The organism is Shimia sediminis (genome assembly GCF_003990645.1).
GTDB lineage: Bacteria > Pseudomonadota > Alphaproteobacteria > Rhodobacterales > Rhodobacteraceae > Shimia > Shimia sediminis.
Genome location: NZ_RYZK01000003.1, coordinates 33,354 through 55,810, shown reverse-complemented (window position 1 = coordinate 55,810; position 22,457 = coordinate 33,354). Strand labels below are relative to the sequence as shown.

Annotated in this window: 18 protein-coding genes; 10 read left to right on the top strand and 8 right to left on the bottom strand. The window is 56.5% G+C overall.

Going from position 1 to position 22,457, the window contains the following annotated elements; genetic code table 11:
• Window positions 1-14: 14 nt before the first annotated feature.
• The gene (locus EK369_RS08250) at window positions 15-1,292 is read right to left on the bottom strand and encodes a nucleotide sugar dehydrogenase (RefSeq protein ID WP_127113410.1); all 1,278 of its coding nucleotides are present in this window, start codon (window positions 1,290-1,292) and stop codon (window positions 15-17) included.
• 206 nt (window positions 1,293-1,498) lie between these two features.
• On the opposite strand from EK369_RS08250, the gene EK369_RS08245 reads away from it, so the two are divergent.
• Window positions 1,499-3,859, top strand: a complete 2,361-nt coding sequence (locus EK369_RS08245; protein ID WP_127113408.1) for a mechanosensitive ion channel family protein — start codon at window positions 1,499-1,501, stop codon at window positions 3,857-3,859.
• Between the two features lie 315 nt (window positions 3,860-4,174).
• Here the strand turns inward: EK369_RS08245 and EK369_RS08240 are convergent, their stop codons facing one another.
• The 4 genes from EK369_RS08240 to EK369_RS08225 are packed head-to-tail and all read right to left on the bottom strand — an operon-like array spanning window position 4,175 to window position 10,018.
• A complete protein-coding gene (locus EK369_RS08240) occupies window positions 4,175-5,326 on the bottom strand; it encodes an ABC transporter permease (protein WP_127113406.1) in 1,152 nt (383 codons plus the stop codon).
• Window positions 5,323-6,351, bottom strand: coding sequence for an ABC transporter permease (locus EK369_RS08235; protein ID WP_127113404.1), 1,029 nt, complete (start codon window positions 6,349-6,351; stop codon window positions 5,323-5,325). Before EK369_RS08235 ends, EK369_RS08240 begins: the two co-directional genes overlap by 4 nt.
• Before the next feature lie 12 nt (window positions 6,352-6,363).
• Window positions 6,364-8,253, bottom strand: a complete 1,890-nt coding sequence (locus EK369_RS08230; RefSeq protein ID WP_127113402.1) for an ABC transporter substrate-binding protein — start codon at window positions 8,251-8,253, stop codon at window positions 6,364-6,366.
• On the bottom strand, window positions 8,246-10,018 hold the full coding sequence (locus EK369_RS08225; RefSeq protein ID WP_127113400.1) for an ABC transporter ATP-binding protein: 1,773 nt from the start codon (window positions 10,016-10,018) through the stop codon (window positions 8,246-8,248). The genes EK369_RS08230 and EK369_RS08225 overlap by 8 nt, the downstream gene beginning before the upstream one ends.
• Before the next feature lie 219 nt (window positions 10,019-10,237).
• Here EK369_RS08225 and EK369_RS08220 point away from each other — a divergent pair, with 219 nt between their 5' ends.
• From EK369_RS08220 to EK369_RS08195, 6 genes are all read left to right on the top strand, one after another.
• A complete protein-coding gene (locus EK369_RS08220; RefSeq protein ID WP_127113398.1) occupies window positions 10,238-10,729 on the top strand; it encodes a class I SAM-dependent methyltransferase in 492 nt (163 codons plus the stop codon).
• A gap of 138 nt (window positions 10,730-10,867) precedes the next feature.
• Window positions 10,868-11,455: a DUF4833 domain-containing protein gene (locus EK369_RS08215; RefSeq protein WP_164726935.1), complete on the top strand. Its 588-nt coding sequence runs from the start codon at window positions 10,868-10,870 to the stop codon at window positions 11,453-11,455.
• Window positions 11,452-12,558, top strand: coding sequence for an inositol-3-phosphate synthase (locus EK369_RS08210; RefSeq protein ID WP_127113394.1), 1,107 nt, complete (start codon window positions 11,452-11,454; stop codon window positions 12,556-12,558). The genes EK369_RS08215 and EK369_RS08210 overlap by 4 nt, the downstream gene beginning before the upstream one ends.
• A 163-nt stretch (window positions 12,559-12,721) precedes the next feature.
• On the top strand, window positions 12,722-13,468 hold the full coding sequence (locus EK369_RS08205; protein ID WP_164726933.1) for a phosphatidate cytidylyltransferase: 747 nt from the start codon (window positions 12,722-12,724) through the stop codon (window positions 13,466-13,468).
• A gap of 40 nt (window positions 13,469-13,508) precedes the next feature.
• Window positions 13,509-14,618 (top strand): LptF/LptG family permease, encoded by a 1,110-nt coding sequence (locus tag EK369_RS08200; RefSeq protein WP_127113390.1) that lies wholly within the window; start codon window positions 13,509-13,511, stop codon window positions 14,616-14,618.
• The gene (locus EK369_RS08195) at window positions 14,615-15,745 is read left to right on the top strand and encodes an LptF/LptG family permease (protein WP_127113388.1); all 1,131 of its coding nucleotides are present in this window, start codon (window positions 14,615-14,617) and stop codon (window positions 15,743-15,745) included. The genes EK369_RS08200 and EK369_RS08195 overlap by 4 nt, the downstream gene beginning before the upstream one ends.
• Here EK369_RS08195 and EK369_RS08190 read toward each other — a convergent pair.
• Entirely contained in the window at window positions 15,742-16,491 is a 750-nt protein-coding gene (locus tag EK369_RS08190) for a phosphocholine cytidylyltransferase family protein (protein WP_127113386.1), read from the bottom strand. The two genes, EK369_RS08195 and EK369_RS08190, sit on opposite strands and share 4 nt — an antisense overlap.
• An 86-nt stretch (window positions 16,492-16,577) precedes the next feature.
• Here EK369_RS08190 and EK369_RS08185 point away from each other — a divergent pair, with 86 nt between their 5' ends.
• The 3 genes from EK369_RS08185 to EK369_RS08175 all read left to right on the top strand — a co-directional run bounded on the left by EK369_RS08185 (window position 16,578) and on the right by EK369_RS08175 (window position 19,937).
• Complete coding sequence (locus EK369_RS08185) at window positions 16,578-17,690, top strand: glycosyltransferase family 4 protein (RefSeq protein WP_164726928.1); 1,113 nt, start codon at window positions 16,578-16,580, stop codon at window positions 17,688-17,690.
• A gap of 78 nt (window positions 17,691-17,768) precedes the next feature.
• Window positions 17,769-19,310, top strand: a complete 1,542-nt coding sequence (locus EK369_RS08180; RefSeq protein ID WP_127113382.1) for a xylulokinase — start codon at window positions 17,769-17,771, stop codon at window positions 19,308-19,310.
• Between the two features lie 9 nt (window positions 19,311-19,319).
• Window positions 19,320-19,937, top strand: a complete 618-nt coding sequence (locus EK369_RS08175; RefSeq protein WP_127113380.1) for a CDP-alcohol phosphatidyltransferase family protein — start codon at window positions 19,320-19,322, stop codon at window positions 19,935-19,937.
• Here the strand turns inward: EK369_RS08175 and EK369_RS08170 are convergent.
• Together EK369_RS08170 and EK369_RS08165 are read right to left on the bottom strand one after the other, a co-directional pair.
• Window positions 19,922-20,683, bottom strand: a complete 762-nt coding sequence (locus EK369_RS08170) for a Frag1/DRAM/Sfk1 family protein (RefSeq protein WP_127113378.1) — start codon at window positions 20,681-20,683, stop codon at window positions 19,922-19,924. The two genes, EK369_RS08175 and EK369_RS08170, sit on opposite strands and share 16 nt — an antisense overlap.
• Window positions 20,680-22,395 (bottom strand): ATP-binding cassette domain-containing protein, encoded by a 1,716-nt coding sequence (locus EK369_RS08165; protein ID WP_164726926.1) that lies wholly within the window; start codon window positions 22,393-22,395, stop codon window positions 20,680-20,682. The genes EK369_RS08170 and EK369_RS08165 overlap by 4 nt, the downstream gene beginning before the upstream one ends.
• Window positions 22,396-22,457: the final 62 nt, after the last annotated feature.

The window sequence follows — 22,457 nt, the reverse complement described above, 5'->3', positions numbered from 1 at the left end:
AACAATTACGCAATCTAAAGTCGCAGGTCCGACTCAGACTTCGCCAGTACCCCTTTGATATCGTAAAGCAAAGCGTCAGGCTTTCCGAGTGCTCTTATTGCGTCACTTCCCATCGAGGTAAACTGAGAATGCCCAACGGCAATGACGATACCGTCATATGCGTCTTTTTCGGGCTTTTCGACACAGGATAACCCGTATTGCTGCTGTAATGTCGACGGATCAACCCAGGGATCCCAGATATCCACATCGACCGAGTACGCCCGAAGCTCTTCCACGATGTCCGCAACGCGCGTGTTACGCGTATCGGGGCAGTTTTCTTTGAATGTGAACCCCATGACCAAAACACGAGCGTGCGCCGGGTTGTCGCCACGCGCCAGAATGGCCTGAACCATTTTTTGTGCGACGTGGCGCCCCATGTGATCGTTTATCCTGCGACCGGCAAGGATCACCTCGGGATGATAGCCGAGTTGCTCTGCGCGGTAGGTCAGATAGTAGGGGTCAACGCCAATGCAATGCCCCCCGACCAGCCCCGGCCGAAAGTTCAGAAAGTTCCATTTCGTGCCTGCGGCCTCAAGGACTTCCAATGTGTCCAAGCCCATCTTGTCAAAGATAAGAGCGAACTCATTTACCAAGGCGATGTTCAGATCGCGCTGGGTGTTTTCAATCACCTTGGCCGCTTCTGCGGTTTTGATGGAAGGGGCGCGATGCAGGCCCTTGGTGATCGCAGGTTTGTAAATCGCTTCGACCCGGTCCAACGTCTCTTCATCCTGAGCGGCGATGACCTTGACGACGTTTACAAGCGAATGCTGGGCATCGCCTGGATTGGCGCGCTCGGGCGAATAACCCAGTTTGAAATCGCGCCCCGCAGCGAGACCGCTTTTTTCTGCAAGAATCGGCCCACAAACCTCTTCAGTGACGCCGGGATAAACCGTTGATTCCAGGATGACCAAGGCACCCTTCTCAAGATATGGCGCAATGGTTTCACATGCAGCTTCCACCGGCGACAGATCCGGCTTGTTGGCATCATTGACCGGTGTTGGCACCGAAAGGATAAAAACACTTCGTCCTCGAAGCGAGGGCGCATCAGCCGAGAATGTCATGCTCGAGGCCGCCAGTGTTTCCGGCGATACTTCACCGCTGCGATCCTTGCCACAGGTCAATGCGGCGACATGGTCCGCATCAATATCAAACCCCAGAACATCAAAACCGCACTCTGCCAAGCGCACGGCAAGCGGCAATCCAACGTACCCCAGTCCGAGGACTGTAATTGTCTCTTTTTCAGTGTGTTTCACGGCTTGCGTTCCAGCCCTTTTGTAGGAGAGCGTACAACTCTGCGCTAGCGAAATTGCTTGGGATTGTCACCCCCAAAGGCAACACGCGGCCAAATTCACACCCGGTGTTTCTTACAACAGTCTTCACAATCCTGATGAGCAGGTTTGCCCGGCTGAACTCAATGCATTAGACCTGACAAAACACACATTGGTCAGGATATCCCGGCATGGTTTTTCAACGCCTGTTTTTTTTGCTCGTAGCGGCTCTCCTGTGCTTGGTCGCCCCTTCGTACACGCTGGCTCAGGATAGTTCTTCCAACACGGAAGAACTGGCAGAGATCATGCGGCATGCTGCTGAGAGCGGCGTCAGCGTGGTGGTGGTCGATAGCTCGGGAAATGTCCTGAGTGCAGGATCTGCGCCAGCCGCCGAAGAAGAGGCACCCGCTGAAACACCCGACGACCGGATGTCGACCCTGATGAAAGCCCAAACCACAGTAGATGGTTTTCGGCAGCTGCTGCGGCAACGTTTGGAGGCCCTGCCCGCGGCGCTGAACGAGGTCGAGTTCATTTTGCGCGCCTCTAGCCCAACAGGACAGATCTGGGCTTTTGTCGAAACCGCCTTGTGGACAATTGGCCTTTTGCTTCTGGGCCATCTCTTTGAGCGAGAGATTTTCGGCAAGCGGATGATGAAAAACTATGTTGTTTCCAAGATTAAGGCCAATCCGCAGGGCTATGCCGAAAAGCTGCCGTTCCTGGCGTTCCGGTTCTTTGCCGGGCTGATTGGCATCACGGTCTCGGTGATCGTCGCGATGCTGCTTGGTGCAATATTGTTCAGTTCTAGCAGCGATTCCGCGATCGAATTCACCTATTTCACGGTGACCACGGCCTATGTCATGGTTCGCGCTGTATCACTGATCTGGCGCATGATGCTGTCGCCCTATCTTGAGCAATACCGTATTCCGGCCTTCTCAACCCCGGATGCCAAAAAGCTGCACCACTGGCTGTTTCTGCTGGCTGTATTTGACATCTGCACAGCGATGTTCGGGGTTTGGTTGAGTGAGTTGGGGCTGAACTACGATGTCTACGCCGTCATGGTGACTGGCCTGACGACACTGTTTGCGGCGCTGAACATCGCCATGATCCTGGTAAACCGCCGCGCCATTTCCAGCGCGTTGCGCAATGGGCGTGAGCCGGATGAGGTGATGTTTGCCACGCGTTTGGCAAGCCAGGCCTGGGCCCCGATGCTGGCACTTTATGTCGTGGCCGGCTGGGCGCAGCTCAGCTATCAGTTGATGCTGAACCTGCCGGTCTCGATCCCCTTGATCGCCGGGGGTTACATCATCGTCACGTCGATCATCGTGGTCTATGCCACGATCAACTATGTGATCGAGCGTTACTTTGACCGTGCGCGTGCCATTCGCGAAATGAACGACGCTGCAGAGGACGCAGCCGAAGCCCTGACGGCCGGTGAGGAGATCACCGATGCCGAGGCAGAAAATCTTGCCTCGATCCTGAAGCAGCACGCACCGCGCCGCATGGAAACCTTTGAGGATCTTGCGCGGCGCGTGTCCGGAATTCTGGCATTGGTCGCGGGTCTTATTGCCTGCGTCCGGATCTGGGGCGGTCAGCGTATGATCGATGGCGACGACAATGCTGGCCGCATCATTGATGTCATCGTTGTCATGTTCATCGGGTACATCGTGTTTCATGCGTTCCGCATCTGGATCGACAGCAAAATCCGAGAAGAGCAGGGGGATGTACCAGAAGATGACGCCGAACTGGGTGACGAAGGTGGCGTGGGCAGTGCCAGCCGCCTTGCCACGCTGCTGCCGCTGTTCCGCAATTTTATCCTGATCATCATCATCGTCACGATCGGGTTGATCGTCTTGATGGAGATGGGCGTCAACGTCAGCCCACTGTTTGCCGGAGCCGGTGTTGTTGGCCTGGCCATCGGTTTTGGCGCGCAAACACTGGTTCGGGATATCTTTTCCGGCGCCTTTTTCCTGTTCGACGACGCCTTTCGCAAAGGCGAATACATCGACATCGGTGGCGTCAAAGGCACGGTCGAGAAGATCTCTGTGCGCTCCTTTCAACTACGTCACCACTTGGGTCCTCTGCACACGGTGCCTTTTGGTGAAATCCAGCATCTGACCAACTATTCACGCGACTGGGTGATTATGAAGCTGCCCCTTCGGGTGACCTATGACACGAACGTCGAACAGGTGCGCAAGCTGATCAAGAAGCTTGGCGTCGAGCTTTTGGATGATCCGGTCATCGGGTCGAACTTTATCCAGCCGCTGAAATCCCAAGGCGTGATCGAAATGCAGGATTCTGCCATGATTATCCGGGTCAAGTTCATGACCAAACCCGGTGACCAATGGCTGGTTCGCAAAAAGGTCTTCCAGGAAATCCGGGATCTGTTTGAGCGCGAGGGCATTCGCTTTGCTCACCGGGAGGTTACCGTGCGGCTTGCCGACGAGGATGCCGAGGACTTGACACCGAAGCAGCGCGAGGCCGTCGCGGGCGCCGTGCAGGCCGCCATCGAAGAGGACCTGCTGGATGGAGACGATGGCGGGGACGACCGTTAAGTCGACAGAGCGCCCCATTTCCAGGCGCGCTGGTTAAGAGTTCCTGAATGCAGCGCACAAGGGTTGTGACTGACTGAGTGGCGAATCCGCCCTAAAACGCTGTGGTTAACGGCCAAAACCCACGTCTGTATCGTGTCGGTGTAACGTCGGTATTGCGTCGGTGTTTGGGGCCGCCAGTGACGAACGTTAACCGACCGCACGATGCAAATCGCGTTGAAACGTTCTGACGAGAGAGATTTCGCAATCTCGGGACGCCGTTGGCGGGGGTGAGGTAGGTCGGACAAGATTGTCCGACCTACGTGAGAAATCGACAGATCAACTTCGGTTGGGATCCAGGGCGTCGCGCAGGCCGTCGCCGAAGAAGTTGAAGGCCAAGACCACAATCACGATGGGCAACATCGGGATCGCCGTCCACGGGTAGATCTCGATCGACGCAAGGTTCTGCGCGTCGTTGAGCATCACGCCCCAACTGACCGCAGGCGCCCTGAGTCCCAGTCCAAGGAACGACAGTGCCGTTTCCCCGAGGATCATGGCCGGTATCGAGAGCGTCGCCGAGGCTATCAGGTGACTGAGGAAGTTCGGCAAGAGGTGCTTGCTGATGACCCGGCTGGGTTTCGCCCCCATCATTTCGGCAGCGCGCACGAATTCCTCTTCCCTGAGCGACAGGAACTTGGATCGCACGGCCCGCGCCAATCCGGGCCAATCCAATATCCCGAGGATAATGGATATTATAAAGAACACGGCCACCGGGCTCCAATGGGACGGCACGGCTGCTGACAGCGCCAACCAAAGAGGCAGTTCAGGCAGGCTTCGCAGAATTTCGATCACACGGTTGATGATCCAATCGAGGAACCCGCCAAAATACCCGGCAATACTGCCCAGAACGATACCGATGACGAAGGACACGGTGATCCCCACCAAGCCGACCGTCAGAGAGAGTTGCGCGCCATAAAGAATGCGCGAGAACACGTCCCGCCCCAGCCTGTCAGCACCCAAAAGAAAGATCGTGGCCCCTTCTGGGGCACAGAACAGGTGCCTGTTGGTTTTGAACAGACCGGCAAGCTTGTAGTAGGAGGCTTCGCAAAAGAACTCCAGCCGGGCCGGATTGTCATAGTCAGCCTCGTACTCCCAGCTAAAGGTTTCCAGATTCACATTGGCCGTGATGGGATACACGTAGGGGCCGATGAGCTTGCCTTCGTGGAACAGGTGGATGCCCTGTGGAGAGGCGTAGAGATGATCCGGTGCCCGTTCATTCGCAGTGTAAGGCGAAATGAAGCCGGCAAAGGGCAACATCAGGTACGAGAACAACAGAAACAGGGCCGAAACCAGGCCCAGCTTGTGTTCCCTGAAGCGCCGCCAGACCAAGCGGGTGTTGGACATGTCCAGTTCGGCATGACGGGCTTCTTCGCCGATGTCGGTTTCATAGGGCTTGTCGTCGACGTAGCGACCGTCGGGCAAAATGCTCATGAGCTGCGTCCCCCGAACCGAATGCGTGGATCAAGAAGCGCCAGAAGCAGGTCAGAGATCAGTGTGCCAATCAAGGTCAACAGCGCCACGAACATCAACACGAAAGCTGAGAGGAACAAGTCCTGACTCTTGAGAGCCGTCAACAACACGGGCCCGATTGTCTGCAAGCCCAACACCACCGACACCAGAACGGACCCGGACACCATCGCGGGCAAAAGCGTGCCGATGTCAGCAACAAAGGGGTTAAACGCTACGCGCAAGGGGTATTTGACCAGCATTCGGGTTTCGCTCATGCCTTTTGCCCTGGCAGTTTCAACATAAGGTTTGCCCAATTCATCAAGTAAGTTGGCGCGCAGGCGTTGCATCATGGCTGCGGCGCCCGAGGTGCCGATGACAAAGGTCGGAATGATCAAGTGGATCAATACCGACTTCATCTTTTCAAAACTCATCGGCTCGCCTTCGAACCTGGGATCCATGAGGCCGCCGATGGGCAGGTCCAGATAGCGGTTGCCGTAGTAAAAGAGGATCAGCGCCAAGAGAAAGTTCGGCGTCGCCAAGCCGATATAGCCAAGAAAGGCCGAGGTGTAATCGACCCAGGTTTTGGCACGCGCGGCGGCAAGAACGCCGAGCGGCAGGGCCACCATATAGACAAACATGATCGCGGCGAGGTTCACCAGAACCGTCAGCCAAAGCGCGCCGCCAACCAGTTCGGCCACCGGGCGGTCAAATTCGAAAGACCAGCCAAATTCACCCTGAATGAGGCCCGAGAACCCATGCGGGCCCGGCGCGAATCCCATCCAGATCAGGTATTGCTGCCACAGGGGGCGATCCAGCGCATATTCCTGTCTCAGGAATTCTGCCTTGGCCACACCCGAGGACTGCCCCGTCGCGCGAAGCTCGTTGATTTGGTTCGACAGGTAATCACCGGGCGGCAGATTGATGATGATAAAGATCAGCACCGATACGACCAGCAGAGTCGCAAGCATGGTGAAGAACCTGAAAACTGCAAAGCGCAGCATTGCCATGAATGCGTCTCCTTACCGATCGAACCAGAATTCATCGGGACGGTGTATCCCGAAGTGCGCGCCCGGAGACCAGGCCCAGATACCTTTTTCGGGCACGTTGATCAGATCGTTGCGCACCACAACCGGTTGGCGCGCACCGGCAAGAATACCGATGGCAAAGACCTGATCTGCGTGGATATCCACAATCTCTTGCCAGATACCCATACGCTCTTCTTTTGACACCGAGCGCATCCACATGTCCCCGAGGTCCATCAGACGAATGGCTTCGGGCATATCGGGTGCTTCTCCGGCATCTCCATGAGTCTGGTAGTGCTGGCCCCACTTTGGCCAGGCAAAGAACTCCTGATGATGGGGGATGGCATAGGATGGGCGCGTAAAGGGTTGGGCAAGCCCATTGTCCCAACCGAACCAGACCGCCGCTTGCGTTTGCCCCGAGTACACCCGATTGCGCAGGATATCCCGTTCGAGCGGACGCATGATGAGCTTCACGCCGATATCGCGCCAATTGTCGACAATGATCTGCAGTGCGTTCTCGACCTCTTGGCGTTCGCCGGCAGTTTCCACCACAAGCCAGAGAGGGCGTCCATCCGGCAACAGCCGGTGACCGTCGCGGTCGCGTTCCGTCAAACCGATTTCATCCAAAAGCACATTGGCCTGCTCGGGGTCAAAACTGGCCCATTTCTGCAGGTTCTCTTCCTTGTAAAACGGGCTTTCCGGCAGCATCGTCATGTTGCCCTCTGCCGCCAAACCAAAGTACAGCGCCTTGTTGATGATCTTGCGATCAATCGCGAGCGACAACGCCCGGCGGAACCGCACATCGCGCATCAGGGCGCGCCACCCGTCGTCATTGTAATTAAGGTTCAGATAGATCGCGATTTGCGAAGCGGTGCCGTTGCTCCAGAGGTTGGTGTGGTAATTGCCTTCTTTTTCGCCTCTTTTCAGAACTGCGATGTCCTTGAAGTCCAAGCCACGCGCCTGTAGATCGACCTCGCCTGCATTGGCCTTGGCCGCCACCAACCCGCTGCTGACCACGTTCATCTCGACAATATCGATGTAGGGCAATTGCGTGCCCTCTGTATCCACCCGGTGGAAATAAGGATTGCGCACAAAGAGATAGCGGCTTTTTGCGTCCTTTGTTGCCAGCATCCAGGGTTGCAGCGTCGGAAGCTCGGCATTGTCGAACTTGTACATATTGTCCGACTTGTTGTGCAGCGCCGCCCAGCTGCGGACACGTTTTTCCCGCAGGGTCGCACGCAGCGAGTCCTCGTCTGCATAGGTGGCATGGAAACGTTTCAGAAAGTGCGCAGGACGATAGATAAATGGCGGGCGGGCCTCGGCCAGTTCCTGGACAAATTGCGGATTCGGTTTCGACCATTCGTAGATAACGGTTGTCTCATCCGGGAAGGTGACAGTCGGCAATTCGCCTTCTACCCGCAGGAATTCCAGTGGACCAGAAGGAGACAGGTCAGTGTTGTTTGCGACGTCTTCCCACCAATATCGGAAGTCCTCAGAGGTGAACGGATGGCCGTCAGACCACCGGTGCCCGGGCCGCAGACGCAGTATAAACCTGCGGTTCTCCTCCACGTCCAAGGCCTGCAGAAGATCAGGCTCGATTACGTAATCAGCGTTGTAGCCGACCAGTCTGGTGTACCCATACACAACCATCTGGCGTACATCTTTGGTGCGCGTCACAAGCGTGCGCAGCGTTCCACCCTGTTTGCCGATCTGGCGACCTTTGGCTTCGAGATCAACGGTCAGGGGCACGCGTGGCAAACGTTGGCCAACGGGCGGCAGATTACCGGCATCAACTTCGGCTTTCCAAAAGGAGCTTTCAGTGAACTGCGCTGAAACCGAAGTTGCCGCAAATAGCGTGCAAAGCGCGAGAACAAGACGTTTAAGCATAGTAACGCACCTTGTGTCCTACCCCCAGTTTCGTCAGCGGCGGCACATTTGCGCCGTCAAAGCGATAGGCCTCGGGCCAGGTAGAGGGATCTCCTGCACCCTGCGCCACGATCTTGAGGTTGATGGGACGATTGATATCCGGTTCCGGCTGCGCCGCCAGCAGGGCCTTGGTGTATGGATGTTGCGGATTGTGGAACAGGGCCTCGGTCGTCCCCTGTTCAACCACCAAACCATCACGCATAACGGCCACTTCGTCCGCAATTCGGGCCACAACGGCCAGATCATGGCTGATGAACATGTAAGACAGGTTCAGACGGTCCCGAATATCTTCGAGAAGTTGCAGCACCTGTTCCTGAACCGAAACATCCAAAGCCGAGGTCGGCTCGTCACACACCAGGAACGTCGGGCCCAGCATCAATGCGCGGGCGATGGATAGACGCTGGCGCTGACCACCAGAAAAGGCGTGTGGATAGCGGGTCAGCATATTGGGGCTGAGATCGACCCAACGCAACATCTCAGCCGCGCGATCAACCCGTTCCTCACGGGTGCCGATCCCGTGAATGTCCATTGGTTCGCAAAGCGCGTCCTTAACCCGCATGCGAGGATTCAACGTCGAATAAGGGTCCTGAAATACCATTTGCGCCTGCCGCTGAAAGGCAAGCCGCGCCTGGTTGTCCAAATCCTGCAAGTTTACGGTTTCGGCGCCAGCTTTGGGGCGGAACAAAATTTCAGCGCCGGGATCAGCCCGCTCAGCGCCCAGCGCCATGCGTGCGCAAGTCGTTTTGCCTGATCCGGATTCACCAACCACTGCGAGCGTCTTGCCGCGTTCCACACCAAATTCAATGCCGCGTACCGCCTGTACATGGATTTTCGGATGCCAGGCCGCCTTGCCCTTGAGCGTGTAGGTCTTGGACACATTGCGCATTTCCAGGATGTAATCGCGGTCATGCTCTTCGGCGGCATCCTCGCCGGATTCCGGGATCTTTGGTGCCGCTGCAAAGAGATCCCTGGTGTAGCCGTGCTGCGGATCGCCCAAGACCAGCGGCGCAGGTCCTGCCTCCATCACGCGGCCACGATTCATGACCGTGACAGTGTCTGCCATATTGGCCACGACACCCAGGTCGTGCGTCACCAGAACCATAGCCATGCCGGTGTCTTGCTGGATTTCTTTGATCAACCCCAGCACTTGCGCTTGAGTGGTCACATCCAGCGCTGTTGTCGGTTCGTCTGCGATCAAAAGATCAGGTTTGCCAACCACGGCCATTGCAATCATCGCTCTTTGGCGCATTCCGCCGGACAGCTCGAAGGGATAAGACTGAAAAACTCGCTCCGGATTGGTGAAACCAACGCGTTCAAAGGTCTCGAACACCCGCTTGCGGGCACCCTGACCCTTGGCCGTTCCGTGCAGGCGAAGCACCTCGATCACCTGGTTCCCGATTCTGTGCAGCGGCGACAACGAACGCATGGGTTCCTGGAAGATCATCGAAACCCGGTTACCCCGGATGTCGCACATAGCGCGTTCACTCAGCCCCATCAGGTCTACCGGTCCCTTTGGACCATCCAACATCACGGACCCAGAATGCACTGTGGCCATGGCCGGCAAAATGCGCAGTGCGGCCCGGCAGCTCAGGGTTTTTCCTGAACCCGACTCGCCCACCAAGGCCAGAGTCTCGCCGGGTTCGACCGAGAAACTGACGTCATCCACCACGTGAGCGGCGTTACCAAAACCAATTGAAAGCCCCTCAACCTTTAATAGTGCAGCCACGTCGTCTCCCTCGCCCGCCTGTCCGGCTTTTCGTTTTGTCCCGGGCACTCCCCACCGGTCCGCGCCGAGTGAAGCACGTTTTGTCGCGGTCGGGCAACCCGCTTGAACAGATCGGTGCACCCTAACTTATGTTTTGAGGTGGATTCGATCACAAGACTGTCAATACAAGGAAATCTGGTCTAGGACCGGGACACAATAGCCTGCCCAAAGGAGCACCGAATGAGCCGCCTTGACGTTTTCATCAACCGTATGGTTTCGCAACGCGCCTGCCTGGATTTTGGCATCGCTGCCACAAAAGGCATGGCCGGGCCGGTTTTTGAGTTGGGGTTGGGCAACGGACGCACCTTTGACCACTTGCGGGACAATACTGCGGGACGCGATGTTTACGTTTTTGAACGCAAAGTGGAATCAAACCCCGCCTCTACCCCAACCGATGAGCAAACGATCCTGGGCGACGTGATGCAGACCCTGCCCCAGGCGCTGGAACACTTTGGTCCGACAGCGACGTTGATCCATGCGGATCTTGGCGGGCACAACCTGGAAAAGAATGATCTTTTCGCGCGCAAGGTGTCGCCTTTGATTGAACCGCTTCTGGCAATTGGCGGGTTGATGATCTCAAGCGACCGGATGTATTTCGACAATTTGGTGGAACAGCCCTTGCCTGAGGGCGCAATTGAAGGGCGTTGTTTTATCTACAAACGCGAGACCTAAAGCCAACGGCCCTGTCACGAACAGTATCGGAAAAACACTACTGCCATGAGATCCACCTGCACACTGAATACCCGAGACTGGTACGGCCGAGCCTGTCAGTCGATCTGCTATTCTGCAAACTGGTTACGGTGGGTTTTGGTGCTCGGTGCAGTTCTGATCGTGCTGGCGCCGGGCGCTGCAATGGCCGACGCAACTTTGAGTCTGACCCAAATCAGGTCATCGGACACGTTGCCGCTGGCGCGACCGCGGTGGCCTCAACCTTTGGACAAGCACCAGGTTTTCTACCTGCAGCGTGACATGAATCGGAACACCATTGTGTATACGGCACACTTTGGTGCCGATGGCATGCTCAAGTCGCCGCCGATAAATGCGTACTGGCGACGCTTTGCCGAAGAGGGCCAGACCAAGCCCTTGAAGACGGTCGAAAAGCTGCTGGCTTATGGTGTGAAAGCGCGCAAAAACCACGCTGGCAAAGATAGCTGGAATGTGGATTTTGTCGCCTTGAGCGCCCTGAAAGCCGAGCTGCGCCAATCCGGCCCATTTCGCGCTGATCTGTGGGCCAGTATCAATAATCGGGAATACAAACTGATTTATGGCTTTCTCGACCTTGACCGAAGCGGTTTTATTACGAAAGTTGAGCGCTTGCACCTTTACACTTTCGATCCTGTTACGGAAAAGTACGTGACACATATTATTAACGTTTCCGGTGGGGACATCCGCGAATGACTGCCAAAAAGACCAACAAAATCCGCACCGCAATTGTCGGCGTCGGAAATTGTGCCAGTTCACTCATTCAAGGCGTATCCTACTGTCGCTCGCTTGGTGAAAAAGCCGTCGGTGTTAGCTTTCCGGACCTCGCAGGATACTGTCCCGGTGATGTTGAGCTGGTCGCAGGGTTTGATGTGGATGCCCGCAAGGTTGGCCGCACACTTGGAGAGGCCGCCTTTGCCACGCCCAACTGTACCGAGCGTTTTCACACGGATCTGGCCGAACAGACCGCAAAGGTGCATCGCGGCCCAGATCTTGATGGGGTCGCATCACATATGCTGGCCAACCCAGAAGATCGAAGCTTTCGTCTTTCGGACGCACCGGCGCTCAGCCGTGAAGAAATCGTTCAGATCCTGAAAGATACCGGCGCGGAAGTGATGGTCATCTTTCTGCCGGTTGGTTCCCAAAAGGCCGTTGAGTTTTATGCGCAATGCGCCCTGGACGCGGGCGTGGCAATCGTCAACGGCATCCCGGTTTTCATCGCCTCAAATCCCGTCTGGGCCGAAAAACTCAACGCCGCGGGCATTCCCTGCCTGGGGGATGATTTCAAGGCGCAACTCGGGGCTACTATTGTACACCGCACGTTGGCGAACCTTGCCGATATGCGCGGGGTCGAAATCGATCGCACGTATCAGTTGAACGTTGGTGGCAACACCGACTTTCTCAACATGAGCGAACAAGGTCGCCTGACCCTGAAGCGCGAATCTAAAACCGAAGCCGTTCAATCGGTGATGGAGGATCGCCTGCCCGACACGGACATCCGTATCGGCCCTTCTGACTATGTGCCATGGTTGGAAGATCGCAAGGTGGCCTATGTCCGCCTTGAGGGGCGGCTGTTTGGGGGCGCGCGCACAAACATCGAATTGCGCCTGGACGTCGAAGATAGCCCGAATGCCGCAGCCGAAGCTTTGACGGCGATCCGATGCGCCCGCATTGCGCTGGACCGGGGCCTTGCCGGGCCGATTTCCGCAGCCAGCGCCTTTCTTTTTAAGCATCCGCCGGAGCAGATTGAAGATACGGATGCCCATGATCAACTGCTTGCCTTTGCCAACGGTGATTGATGCCTGTCACGAGCAGAGCTAGACGATGGCCGAATTGACCGTTGATCAGATTGTGGCAACGACGCTGGTTCTTCTGGTGATTGGCGTCGTCCTGATTTCGTCCTTGTTTCTTGTACCGGGCAAACGGGACGCGGCACGCGACACGTTTGAAGCCCTGTGGTCAATGTTGCTGGTCACGGTGACCACCTTGGCAGTGTTTTGGGGGGGGCCATTCACATTGGTGCCGTTCCTGATCCTGTTGGCTTTTCGAACAGGCTATGAAGCAGCCCACGTTCTGTTGGGCAAGACATTCGCGGTTCGGATTGGTCTCGGCTCTGCACTGATTGCGGCGATAACTGCCAGCTTGCCGATTCTCGCGTTTATGTTTGCTGGTGCTTGGGCCTTGCTCTTGGCCCGCCGTGTTATGGTGCCTGCGGCCACCGGCGTGTCTGTTTCAAAGCTAATTGACCTGTTTCTGTATCCAATTTTGCCAGTGGCAATTTTAACGGCGGCGACGTTGGATCCAGAACTGCGGCCGATGATATTAATCCTGTATGTTCTGGTCGAACTGTTTGACAGCATGGCTTATGCATCCGGCAAGTTCCTAGGGCGTACGCCTGCTTTTCCGGTCTTGAGCCCGCGGAAAACTGTAGAAGGGTTGGCGGGCGGCGCGGTGTCTATCCTCGTCATCGCAATCGGTACATCCTGGGTGGTGGGTCTTTCGGTTATTCAGAGCGCAACCCTGACACTGTTCGCCTGTGTTCTTGGCGTGGCCGGGGATTTGGCCGGCTCCAGAATAAAGCGGGCTGGAAAAGTTAAGGATTATCCGCCTGTTCTAAAGAAACAGGGCGGTGCGCTGGATATTTGGGATTCCTGGATCGCAGCGGGTGCCGCATTTTTTGTTCTCGTCGCAATCCGGGATATGCTGTGAGCCTCTTGCCTAGGAAAGGGTTAGCAGGGACACTCATGTCATGATCCGTCTTGGTCCTGTTACTCGCCTGCTAGCGCTGCCAGCGCTCAAGCGTCTTATTCTGATTTTGTCCATGATTGTCGCAATTTTTGTCGCTGAGTCCTTCACCGCGCTCTTGGAGCAGGCGCTGCGTCACGATGGAGGAAGCTTGCTGGTGGCCTGGCTGTTACTCTTGCAGGCGCCCGAGATTGTGGATCTGGCTCTCGCCATTGGGATGCTTGTGGCGGTATTTTTTGCGGTGAACGATGCGCGCAACCGTGGAGAATTGATTGTTCTCGCTACCAATGGTGTGCGATGGACGCGCGTTCTGGGGTTCGCCGTGTGCATGGGTGCACTGGGTGCGGTGATGTCTGTCGCGGTTGCAGGATACGTCATCCCAAAAGCACGATATGCCGAACGCGTTACCAAAAGTACGATGCGCGCAGATCACATCCTGAAGCAAATGACCGAGGCACGCCCGCAAAACACGCGACAAACAATTCGCGGGACGACGTTCATCGCCTCACCCCCGGCCGACAACAGCCAGGAAAGAGGTTTTTTGTTCGTGTATCAGCCGGGACCGGATGGCAGCTGGCAGGTTGGACAATCCCGCGACTGGACCGTTGAGGGGCCAAACGACGAAACAAAGCACGAGATTATCCTGAAAAACCTCAAGGCTTACAGCGGCACGTTTTTTGCGTCCAGACCGGTACCCGTCAATGCATTCAACGTGGAACAGGGGGGGATGGGCTTTCATATGTCCGAAGTCACTGGCCCCACCGATCTGACACATCGGGCCAAGGAACGATCATTGCTGCCCTCGACGGCGACTCCTGAGCGCCTGTCTTCCGTGGGATCGCGGGCATTGTTGGTTCCAACCGCTGCCCTTCTTGCGTTGGCGGCGGTCCTTTTGAGCGGCGGTGGCATGATGCGCTATTTCAGCCTGCCTTTGGCCGCTGTGGTTTTGCTGGCCTACGACGTGCTGGGCAAGACACTGATCGCCGACGCAAGTCAGGTTTTTCACCCGTTTTGGGTAATACTCGTTGCTGTTTTGGCCTACCTTGTGCCGCCTCTTGTCTATGTTCTCTGGCGCGGCGAGAGCGTCATGATCCCGGTACGAGGTGACGCTTGATACCCCGACGTTTCATCGGCATCGCGGTGCGGGACATAGTCCGCACGCATCTCAAGGCAATCGCCTTTGTCATGTTTGTGCTTCTCGTTGTGGCGATCGCCATTGATCTGACCAAATTTCTGGACGAAGTCCGTGAAAAGGCCGAGCGGGACGCCATAGCTTTCGTGCCACTGCTGTTAGAGTACCTGCTCTACCGTACGGCGGACATTGTTGTGCGGCTGTTGCCCATGGCCTGTCTGACCGGCAGTTTTATTGCCGAGCTGTTGCGACACCAGCGCATGGAGCCTGTTATCCTGTCTGCAGCCGGGGCGTCTCCTGGCATTGTCTTTGCCGCGCTGATCGGGGTCGGTCTGATCCTGGGCGGTGTTCAAGTGGCGCTGGAAGGCTGGTTGCGGCCGTCAGCCGTTCATGCCCAAGGCAAATTGGAAATCGGGATCTATGGTCACAGGTTCTATCTGGGCAATACCGGCAAACATTGGTTTGTCGAAGGGGATCTTGCCATGGAGGCCCGCGTGATCCGCGACGACCCGCCTGAATTGCAAGAGCTACGTATGTTCTATGGTCTGGGAAATGTCGCTTTGTCCCGAATTGTCGAAGCCCGGATCGCGGTGCCCACAAGTGATGGGCGTGTATGGCAATTGAAGGATGCCGTCATCTGGGAGGGACCTCCGGGTGCGATCATGCGACCAACGCAATATGAAGCGCTGGATTTTGAGCTGCCTTTTACCTCGGCGCACATCCGCTACCACCGTATCCCGGAGTTCAACCTGCCGAATGCTGATCTGGCCCGTGTGAATGCGCTGAAGAGAGAGTCGCGCGTGGCCGAGACTGAACTGGCCGTAATACGGCGGTTCACCGCGCTGTTTCTGCCCGGCGTCTTCGCTTTCCTTGGTGCGTCGCTTGCCCAATGCGGTCGCGACGGGCGCATGTTCGCATGGTGGCGTCTTTTGGTGCTGGGCACGTTTGGCTACGTGACCGTAGTTTCGGTCAAATCATTTTGGTCTCTGGGAGAGTTTGGCATCCTCTCTCCAATGGCTGCCGCCACATTACCGATGCTGTTTGCATTTGGTGTGGGCGCTCTTTTACAGCTTTGGCTCAGCGGGCCACCTGAAAGAATGTCGCGTTAGGCCCCGGCGTCACGCTTTTGGATTTCCGGCCAGATCACACTGACAGCCCGTGAGTACATGGCCTCGTCATCCATCTCGGTCCACGCCAGATCCTCAAACTTGAAGCACGGAATATCGCGGGTTTCGGCCATGTGGACCACCGCGGACTCGTAATCGGCCTTTGGGTCTGTGAGCAAGGTTTGCAGGGCTGCGCGTTTCAATGCTTCGGTTTCGCCTGCATCAAAAACACTAACTCCGACCAATTCACCAAGGCACGGTTCAGCTCGATGCGATTTGTCTTTGGACATCGTGTGAAAAATGGGCTGCCCCTCTTGGCCGGGTCGGCTCCAGATATACACCTCGTCTCCTGACTTTGTCACTCCGGACACGAGAATACGAGACCCCGCTTGCAGTATTGGCGCCAATGTCGCAGCTTCAAAAATCAGGTCGGATTCAAGAACAACAACCGGGCCTTGCTGACCGCTCAGCCCTACAGCTAGTGACCGGAGACTGCCGGTTGTTTCATACTCTGGATTGTGCACCAATTCGACGCCCTCGGACGTGCCAAATTCGGAGTAATACTGATCGCTCAGATGTCCTGTCACAATCCGAATGGTGCCAATGCCTCGTTTCTGAAGCAGGCTGACAGATCGCCTCACAAGTGGCACGCCGCCGACTCGAATCAATCCTTTGGGCGTAAGCTCACCTCGAGGTCCCATTCGGATACCGCGCCCAGCGGCCACAATTACGGCTTTCAATTCTGACATATTGTGAAAACCCGAAACTTCTCGAAACTCTCGCGCAGCCTATGGTAGGGCTGGAGCATTCGCAAGAAACGGGTCACCGAAGTCAGATGAAAATTGTCCAGGTCAGCCCGTATTCAATGGACCGCCCCGGAGGCGTGCAGGCCCACATTCGCGACTTGGCCATTTGGTTGCGACATGAAGGGCACGAGGTCCGAATTGTGTCACCCCCCGGTACCGGAGACCTGGAGGGCGGCATGGCGCTTGGGTCTTTCAGAACAATGAAGCTGCACGGTACGGCATTTGAAATCAGCCGTGCGGGGCGACGCGAGGTGCGCAGCTGTCTCGATGATCTACGGAACTGGGGCGCTGAGGTGATGCACTTGCACACACCATGGACGCCCATGTTGGCCTGGCAGGTCTGGCGAGGCTTGAGCATTCCCTCGGTTGCGACGTTTCACGCCACCCTTCCCGAGGGATCAGGCTTTGATCCGTTTCGTTGGTATATTCATCGCGCGGCCCGGTATTTCAATCGCCGCCTTGATGCGGTTCTGGTTCCGAGCAGGGCGCCGCAATCACAGTGGCAGGCATTGGGGTTCGACCCGGTCCCACAAATCTCGCCTCCTGCAATAGACCTAAGCCGGTGGAGTGCCGCACGGGTACCGAAACAGGGCGGACCCCACGTCGTTTTCATGGGACGGCTGGAAGAGCGCAAAGGTGCGCGCGTTTTGCTTGAGGCTTGGGCGCGTATTGCGGCGGCCTTGCCCGAGGCCCAGCTTACGATTGCGGGGGATGGTGGTTTGAAGCAGGAATTGATTCAGTTCACACAGGAACAAGCTCTACAGCGCGTGCAGTTTCTGCCGCCTCCTTCGGACGACGAAGCGCCAAAGCTGGTTGCAAGCGGCGATTTTTTTGCCGCGCCCGCGATCGGCGGCGAGAGCTTTGGGCTGGTATTGATCGAAGCAATGTCGGCAGGCGCGCTCCCTATTGCGGCGGCGAACCCGGGCTATGAGACTGTACTTTCTGGCGGGGGAGAAGCCTTGTTGGTACCGCCATCGGACCCGACTGCGCTGGCCGAAAAGGTCATTGAGCTGACCCGCGATGTTGACCGTCAGTCCCAGTTGCTGACATGGGCAGCCACCCACGCCAAGAGTTTCGATGTTTCCACCGTAGGGCCAAGCTTGGTAAAGGTTTTTCAGCAGGCCATTTCTCGCGCGGAGTGAACCGTTTGCCGCAGGTGCAAAACTTGCGTTTGGTGGGTCATTTGTGCCAGCTTGGCGCCAGGAATTCGGGGGAAATCAGTGCAACAGGGCGATCTTGTGATCTCGGCCGATTTTGGCACTTCGTCTGTCAAAGTTGGGGTCGTCAACGGCGACATGAACATGTTGGCAAGGGCCACGGAAGAATACCCTATTCACCTGGCGGCAGGGGGTGTGGCGGAACAGAATCCGGCGGATCTCTGGGCCGCACTTGCCCGCGCGGTGACACGCCTGAGGCAGGACGTTCCAAACCTGGTTGAACGCGCGACGACCTTGGTGTTTTGCAGTCAGATTTGCGGTGTCATTTGCGCGGATGAAAATGGTCGTCCGCTTCTGCCTTGTATGACCTGGCTGGATAAACGCGCTGCCAAGCTGGGACAGTCGCTGATTGGCGGCTTTCCGTCGGCGCATGGGTATCAGTTGGGTAAGCTTTTGCGCTGGTTACATATCGCCAATGGTGCTCCTTCCAAGAATGGTATGGACCCAACGGTGAAAATGCTGTGGCTCAAACACAATGAGCCGGAAGTTTTCGAAAAGACCCGTTGGTTTCTGGATGTGAAAGACTGGCTGGTTCACCGGGCGACAGGCCGATTTACCACCGCCGCAGAAAGCGCCAATCTGACCTGGCTTTTGGATTCTCGGCAAGGCCGCAATTGCTGGTCGCCGACGCTTACCAAAATGACCGGCGTTCCAATCGAAAAACTGCCCGAGATCGTCGATGCTGATGCCCCGGTAGATAAGCTGACGCCGCAAGCGTCGGCAGAGCTGGGGTTATCTGCGGATACGTTGGTTTTGGCCGGAACCTCTGATGTAACAGCAGCTGCTTTGGGGTCCGGCGAGGTCGAAGACGGCGCGCTACACATCAGTGTTGCGACAAGCACCTGGATTGCAGCCTTTGTTACCGGGCGCAGACTGAACGCCAGCCATTCCTATGCAACAATTGCCAGCAGTCTTGACTTTCGTCCACTGCTGGTTGCCAGCCAGGAAAACGCCGGATCCGCGCTGAGCTGGGCCGTGAACATCAGCGGTGGTAATTCTGACGGCGAAACTCTTGCCGGTGCCTTTGAGGATATGGGGGAACCGCAGGATGACGATCCCTATTTCGCGCCCTGGCTCGCCGGTGAACGCGTGCCCGTCGACAATGAAACGCTGCGCGGCACGTTTCATGGCCTGTCATTGCACCACGATGCGCGTGCTCTGCGTCGGGCAGCGGTTGAAGGCGTCGCGCTGAACATCCTTTGGTCCTTTGACAGCGTCTCCAAGGTAAAAGGTGTACGGCGTGCGGGTCCGATATCACTTGTCGGGGGCGTTGCAAGCAATCCGACCTTTGGACAAACACTCGCCAATACGCTCAACCGTGAAATCCGGGTGGGAGAGGCGCGGCATGCCGGAGTACTGGGCACCGCAACGCTGGCCGCCAAGACGTTGGGCTGGGCGGACAGCACGTTCGAGGCTGCGGCAAGGCTGAGTGACAATACCGTCGCGTTTTATGAACCCAAGCCCGAGCGGGTTGACGCGATGGCCCTGCGGCGGGAAAAGTTTGAGAGAATTCGCCGTCAGCTCATTCGTAGCTACCGCGACTAGGAGCGCACCATGATTGACGGCCTCATCAAATCCAAAATCGATCCGATCTGGGAATCCCTGTCCACGCCGCTGGTGCGGGCCGGATGGACACCAAATCAGGTGACCTTGGCCGGGTTGCTGCTGATCGTGATCACTTCGCTGGCCTATGTTTGGCATGGCTCACCGCTGATCTATGGGCTGACACTGTCCGTTGCCTTTGCTTTCGACGCACTGGACGGTGCCGTCGCGCGTCGACGCAACATGCGCAGCTTGTCAGGTGGGTATTTCGATGCGGTTGTGGATCGCTATCAAGAGCTCGCCGTTCTGGCCACCCTGGCCTACATGCACGATGCCTGGTTGCTTGCGTTACTGGCGTTTTCAGGCAGCGTTCTGACCAGCTATGCCAAGGCGCGCACCGCCTTAGAAATGCCCGTCAGTAATGAAGATTGGCCCGATTTCTTTGAGCGTCTGGAACGGGTGATTTTTATCTGCACCGTCCTGATCGTCGCTGGCTTTTTTGATCAGTGGCGCGACGGTGTCATTCTGACGGGAATGGGGATTTTTGCACTCTTGTCGCATGGCACAGCATTGCAACGCGCGCGCCGTGCCTGGGAAATGCTGAAAGAAGAAGATCAGGCCCGCAAATAACGACGGACCGCGGCCCCCATATCGGCGTGGTATGTCAGAACGTACCCCAGATATGCCGTGAGGAGTAACGGTTCGGTCGTTGTGTAAAGAATGTATAGTGGCGGGTTCACTGCGCCCAGATCAAAGTCTTTTGCGAAGAACAACGACAGATAAAGCACGCCAAGTAAGATCGGCACCCAAACATAGAATTTGCGAAACCGCGCCATCCCGAACGAGAGCAGTGTTCTGTCTTGGGGGAGTTTGCCAAAACGGCGCGACACAAACTCACCAAACATCACGACAAAAGCCTGCGAAAAGAAGAACAGGTAGCTGCCCTTCATGTGCAACTTGTTGTCGTTTGGAAATCGAAATTGGCTGAGCATCACCATGCCAATGGCTGCAAAGACCTGTAGTGCGATCAGTACCAGGCAAAGCAAAACAAGGATGCGCCATTCTTTTTGGGTTGGCGCCCCTCCGTTCCGGTGCAATTCGATCAACGCGGAAATGATCAGCAAGGCGACACCAATCGCCAAAAGCGGTGCGCACACCAACATCCAGTTTGCAAAGGGCTCGCCCACCTGCGGGTCCGAGATGGCCCGGCTGATCGTTGCAGGGCGGCGGGAAACCGCATCGGGATTGTAGTAACCGTATAGATAACGCGCGAGGTAGATCTGAACGTTGACCGCAACGATCACGACGCCCGTCAAGACCATCGAGAGAGACATCATCAATGCCGTATCGCGACGCGGCACCATTTGTCCGCTCATTGTGCCGCCCCTGCGACTTCGCGCACCTGCCTTTCATCCGAGACAATCCGGCCGCCTTCCATCTTGATCAGACGGTCACATTTGCCGAATTGGTGGTCATCATGGGTGACCGCGATCACCAGCTGCCCCCCTGCTGCCAGTTCAGGCACCAAAACGTCGTAGAAAAAGGCCCGATTTGCCGGGTCCTGATCCGCCGCGAACTCGTCCAGAACAATGATCGGGCGATTTTCAGCCAAGGCAACGGCCAGTGCCAGTCGACGGCTTTGCCCGGCAGAAAGCGACAGGGTTGAAAACCGATCTTCATGTACTGACACGCGATCAGACAACTTCAGTTCTGCAATGCGCTCTTGCAAAAGCGCAACTTCTTCATCGGTCAGACCAAATGTTCTATCGAACAAATGGTAGCCACTGAAAACACCCGAGAACAATTCCCGAAAACTCGCTCTTGTTTCGGCGGTCAGGGCCTCTCCGTCCAACAGGATTTGACCGCTGTCAGGATTTCGCAGGCCGGTCAAAAGGCTAAGGAGGGTTGTTTTCCCAGACCCATTGCCGCCGCAAATGAACACGGTTTCGCCGGGTTCAAAACTCAGATTAATGGGTCCAAGGACAAAAGCTTCATCAGCCTCGCGACCAGCTTCCGAAACGTGCGCGACGGCGTCCCGAAGCTCAATGTTCGCAAACTGCTCGCGTGGAACGATTTCCCCCTTCAGAGCAGGGGATTGCGCGGCATTCAACTCAGCCTCGACAATCTGAATTCGGTAGTAAGAGTTTTCGGCACGCGACATCCGCGTCATGGCCGAAAACAAGTGTTCGATTGGTCCACTGGCCAGGAAAACAACGGTCAGAATTTGAAACATGACCTCAGTGCCGCCGCCGGACATCAGTGGCACAATGATGACAACGAAGCACAGGAGCAGAATTGTGGAGGCCTGCCCAAAGGTTGTGCTGAGGGAGTAGAGCTGTTGTGTGCGATTGGCAGAGGCGCCGAACTCTTCGATCACCCGCCGGGTTTCGTCTTCCAGATCCTGACGGCGAGTGTCGCGCAGACGCACCTCTTTCCACCCCGCCAGCATATCCCGCACCCGATCACAGAACTCGGCCCGCATACGCGACGACAACACCATTTGTCTGCGCGCAGGCTGGTCGAATACAAAATACCCAAACACACCGACGCAAATCGCAACCAGAGTTGCAAAACCGGCGTAGGGTGAGATCCAGAACAGATAGGGCACCGCAATCGAGACAATTAGAACGGCCTCGGCCGCCTCGATCAAGTTGATGATGGCTCCGGAGACTTCGTCCACTTCGCCGGTTATGGCTGAATAGACCTGCCCATGTTTGCCAGAGAGCAGAAATTCGATGTTGGCGCGTAACAGGCTGCGGGTCAGACGCAGGCGCAGGTCCTCTTTCAGTTTGATGATCAGCCTGTGCGCGCGCACGCGATTCATGTGGCTGATGGACAGCATGGCCAAAGCTGACACAACGAGGACAACGACAGACCAACCCATGCCATCGTCTGCGGTGCGCGCGGTCTCATTGACTGAGAACATCAAAAGCGAGCGGCTGAGACTGCTCAGAACTGTCAGAATTACAATCGGGTCGCGGATCACTCCGCTGGCCACCAATTGATAGCGAATTACGGTCAGTCTCCGGTCAATCAGGTTGCGGAAACCCGCTTCGTCCGGGCTGGCTATGATTTTTGAGTTTTGCACGGCCACTCACTGAAAATCTTTTGGGCAAGCTATCGGCTTTCGCCGGGCTTCGCCAGCCATTG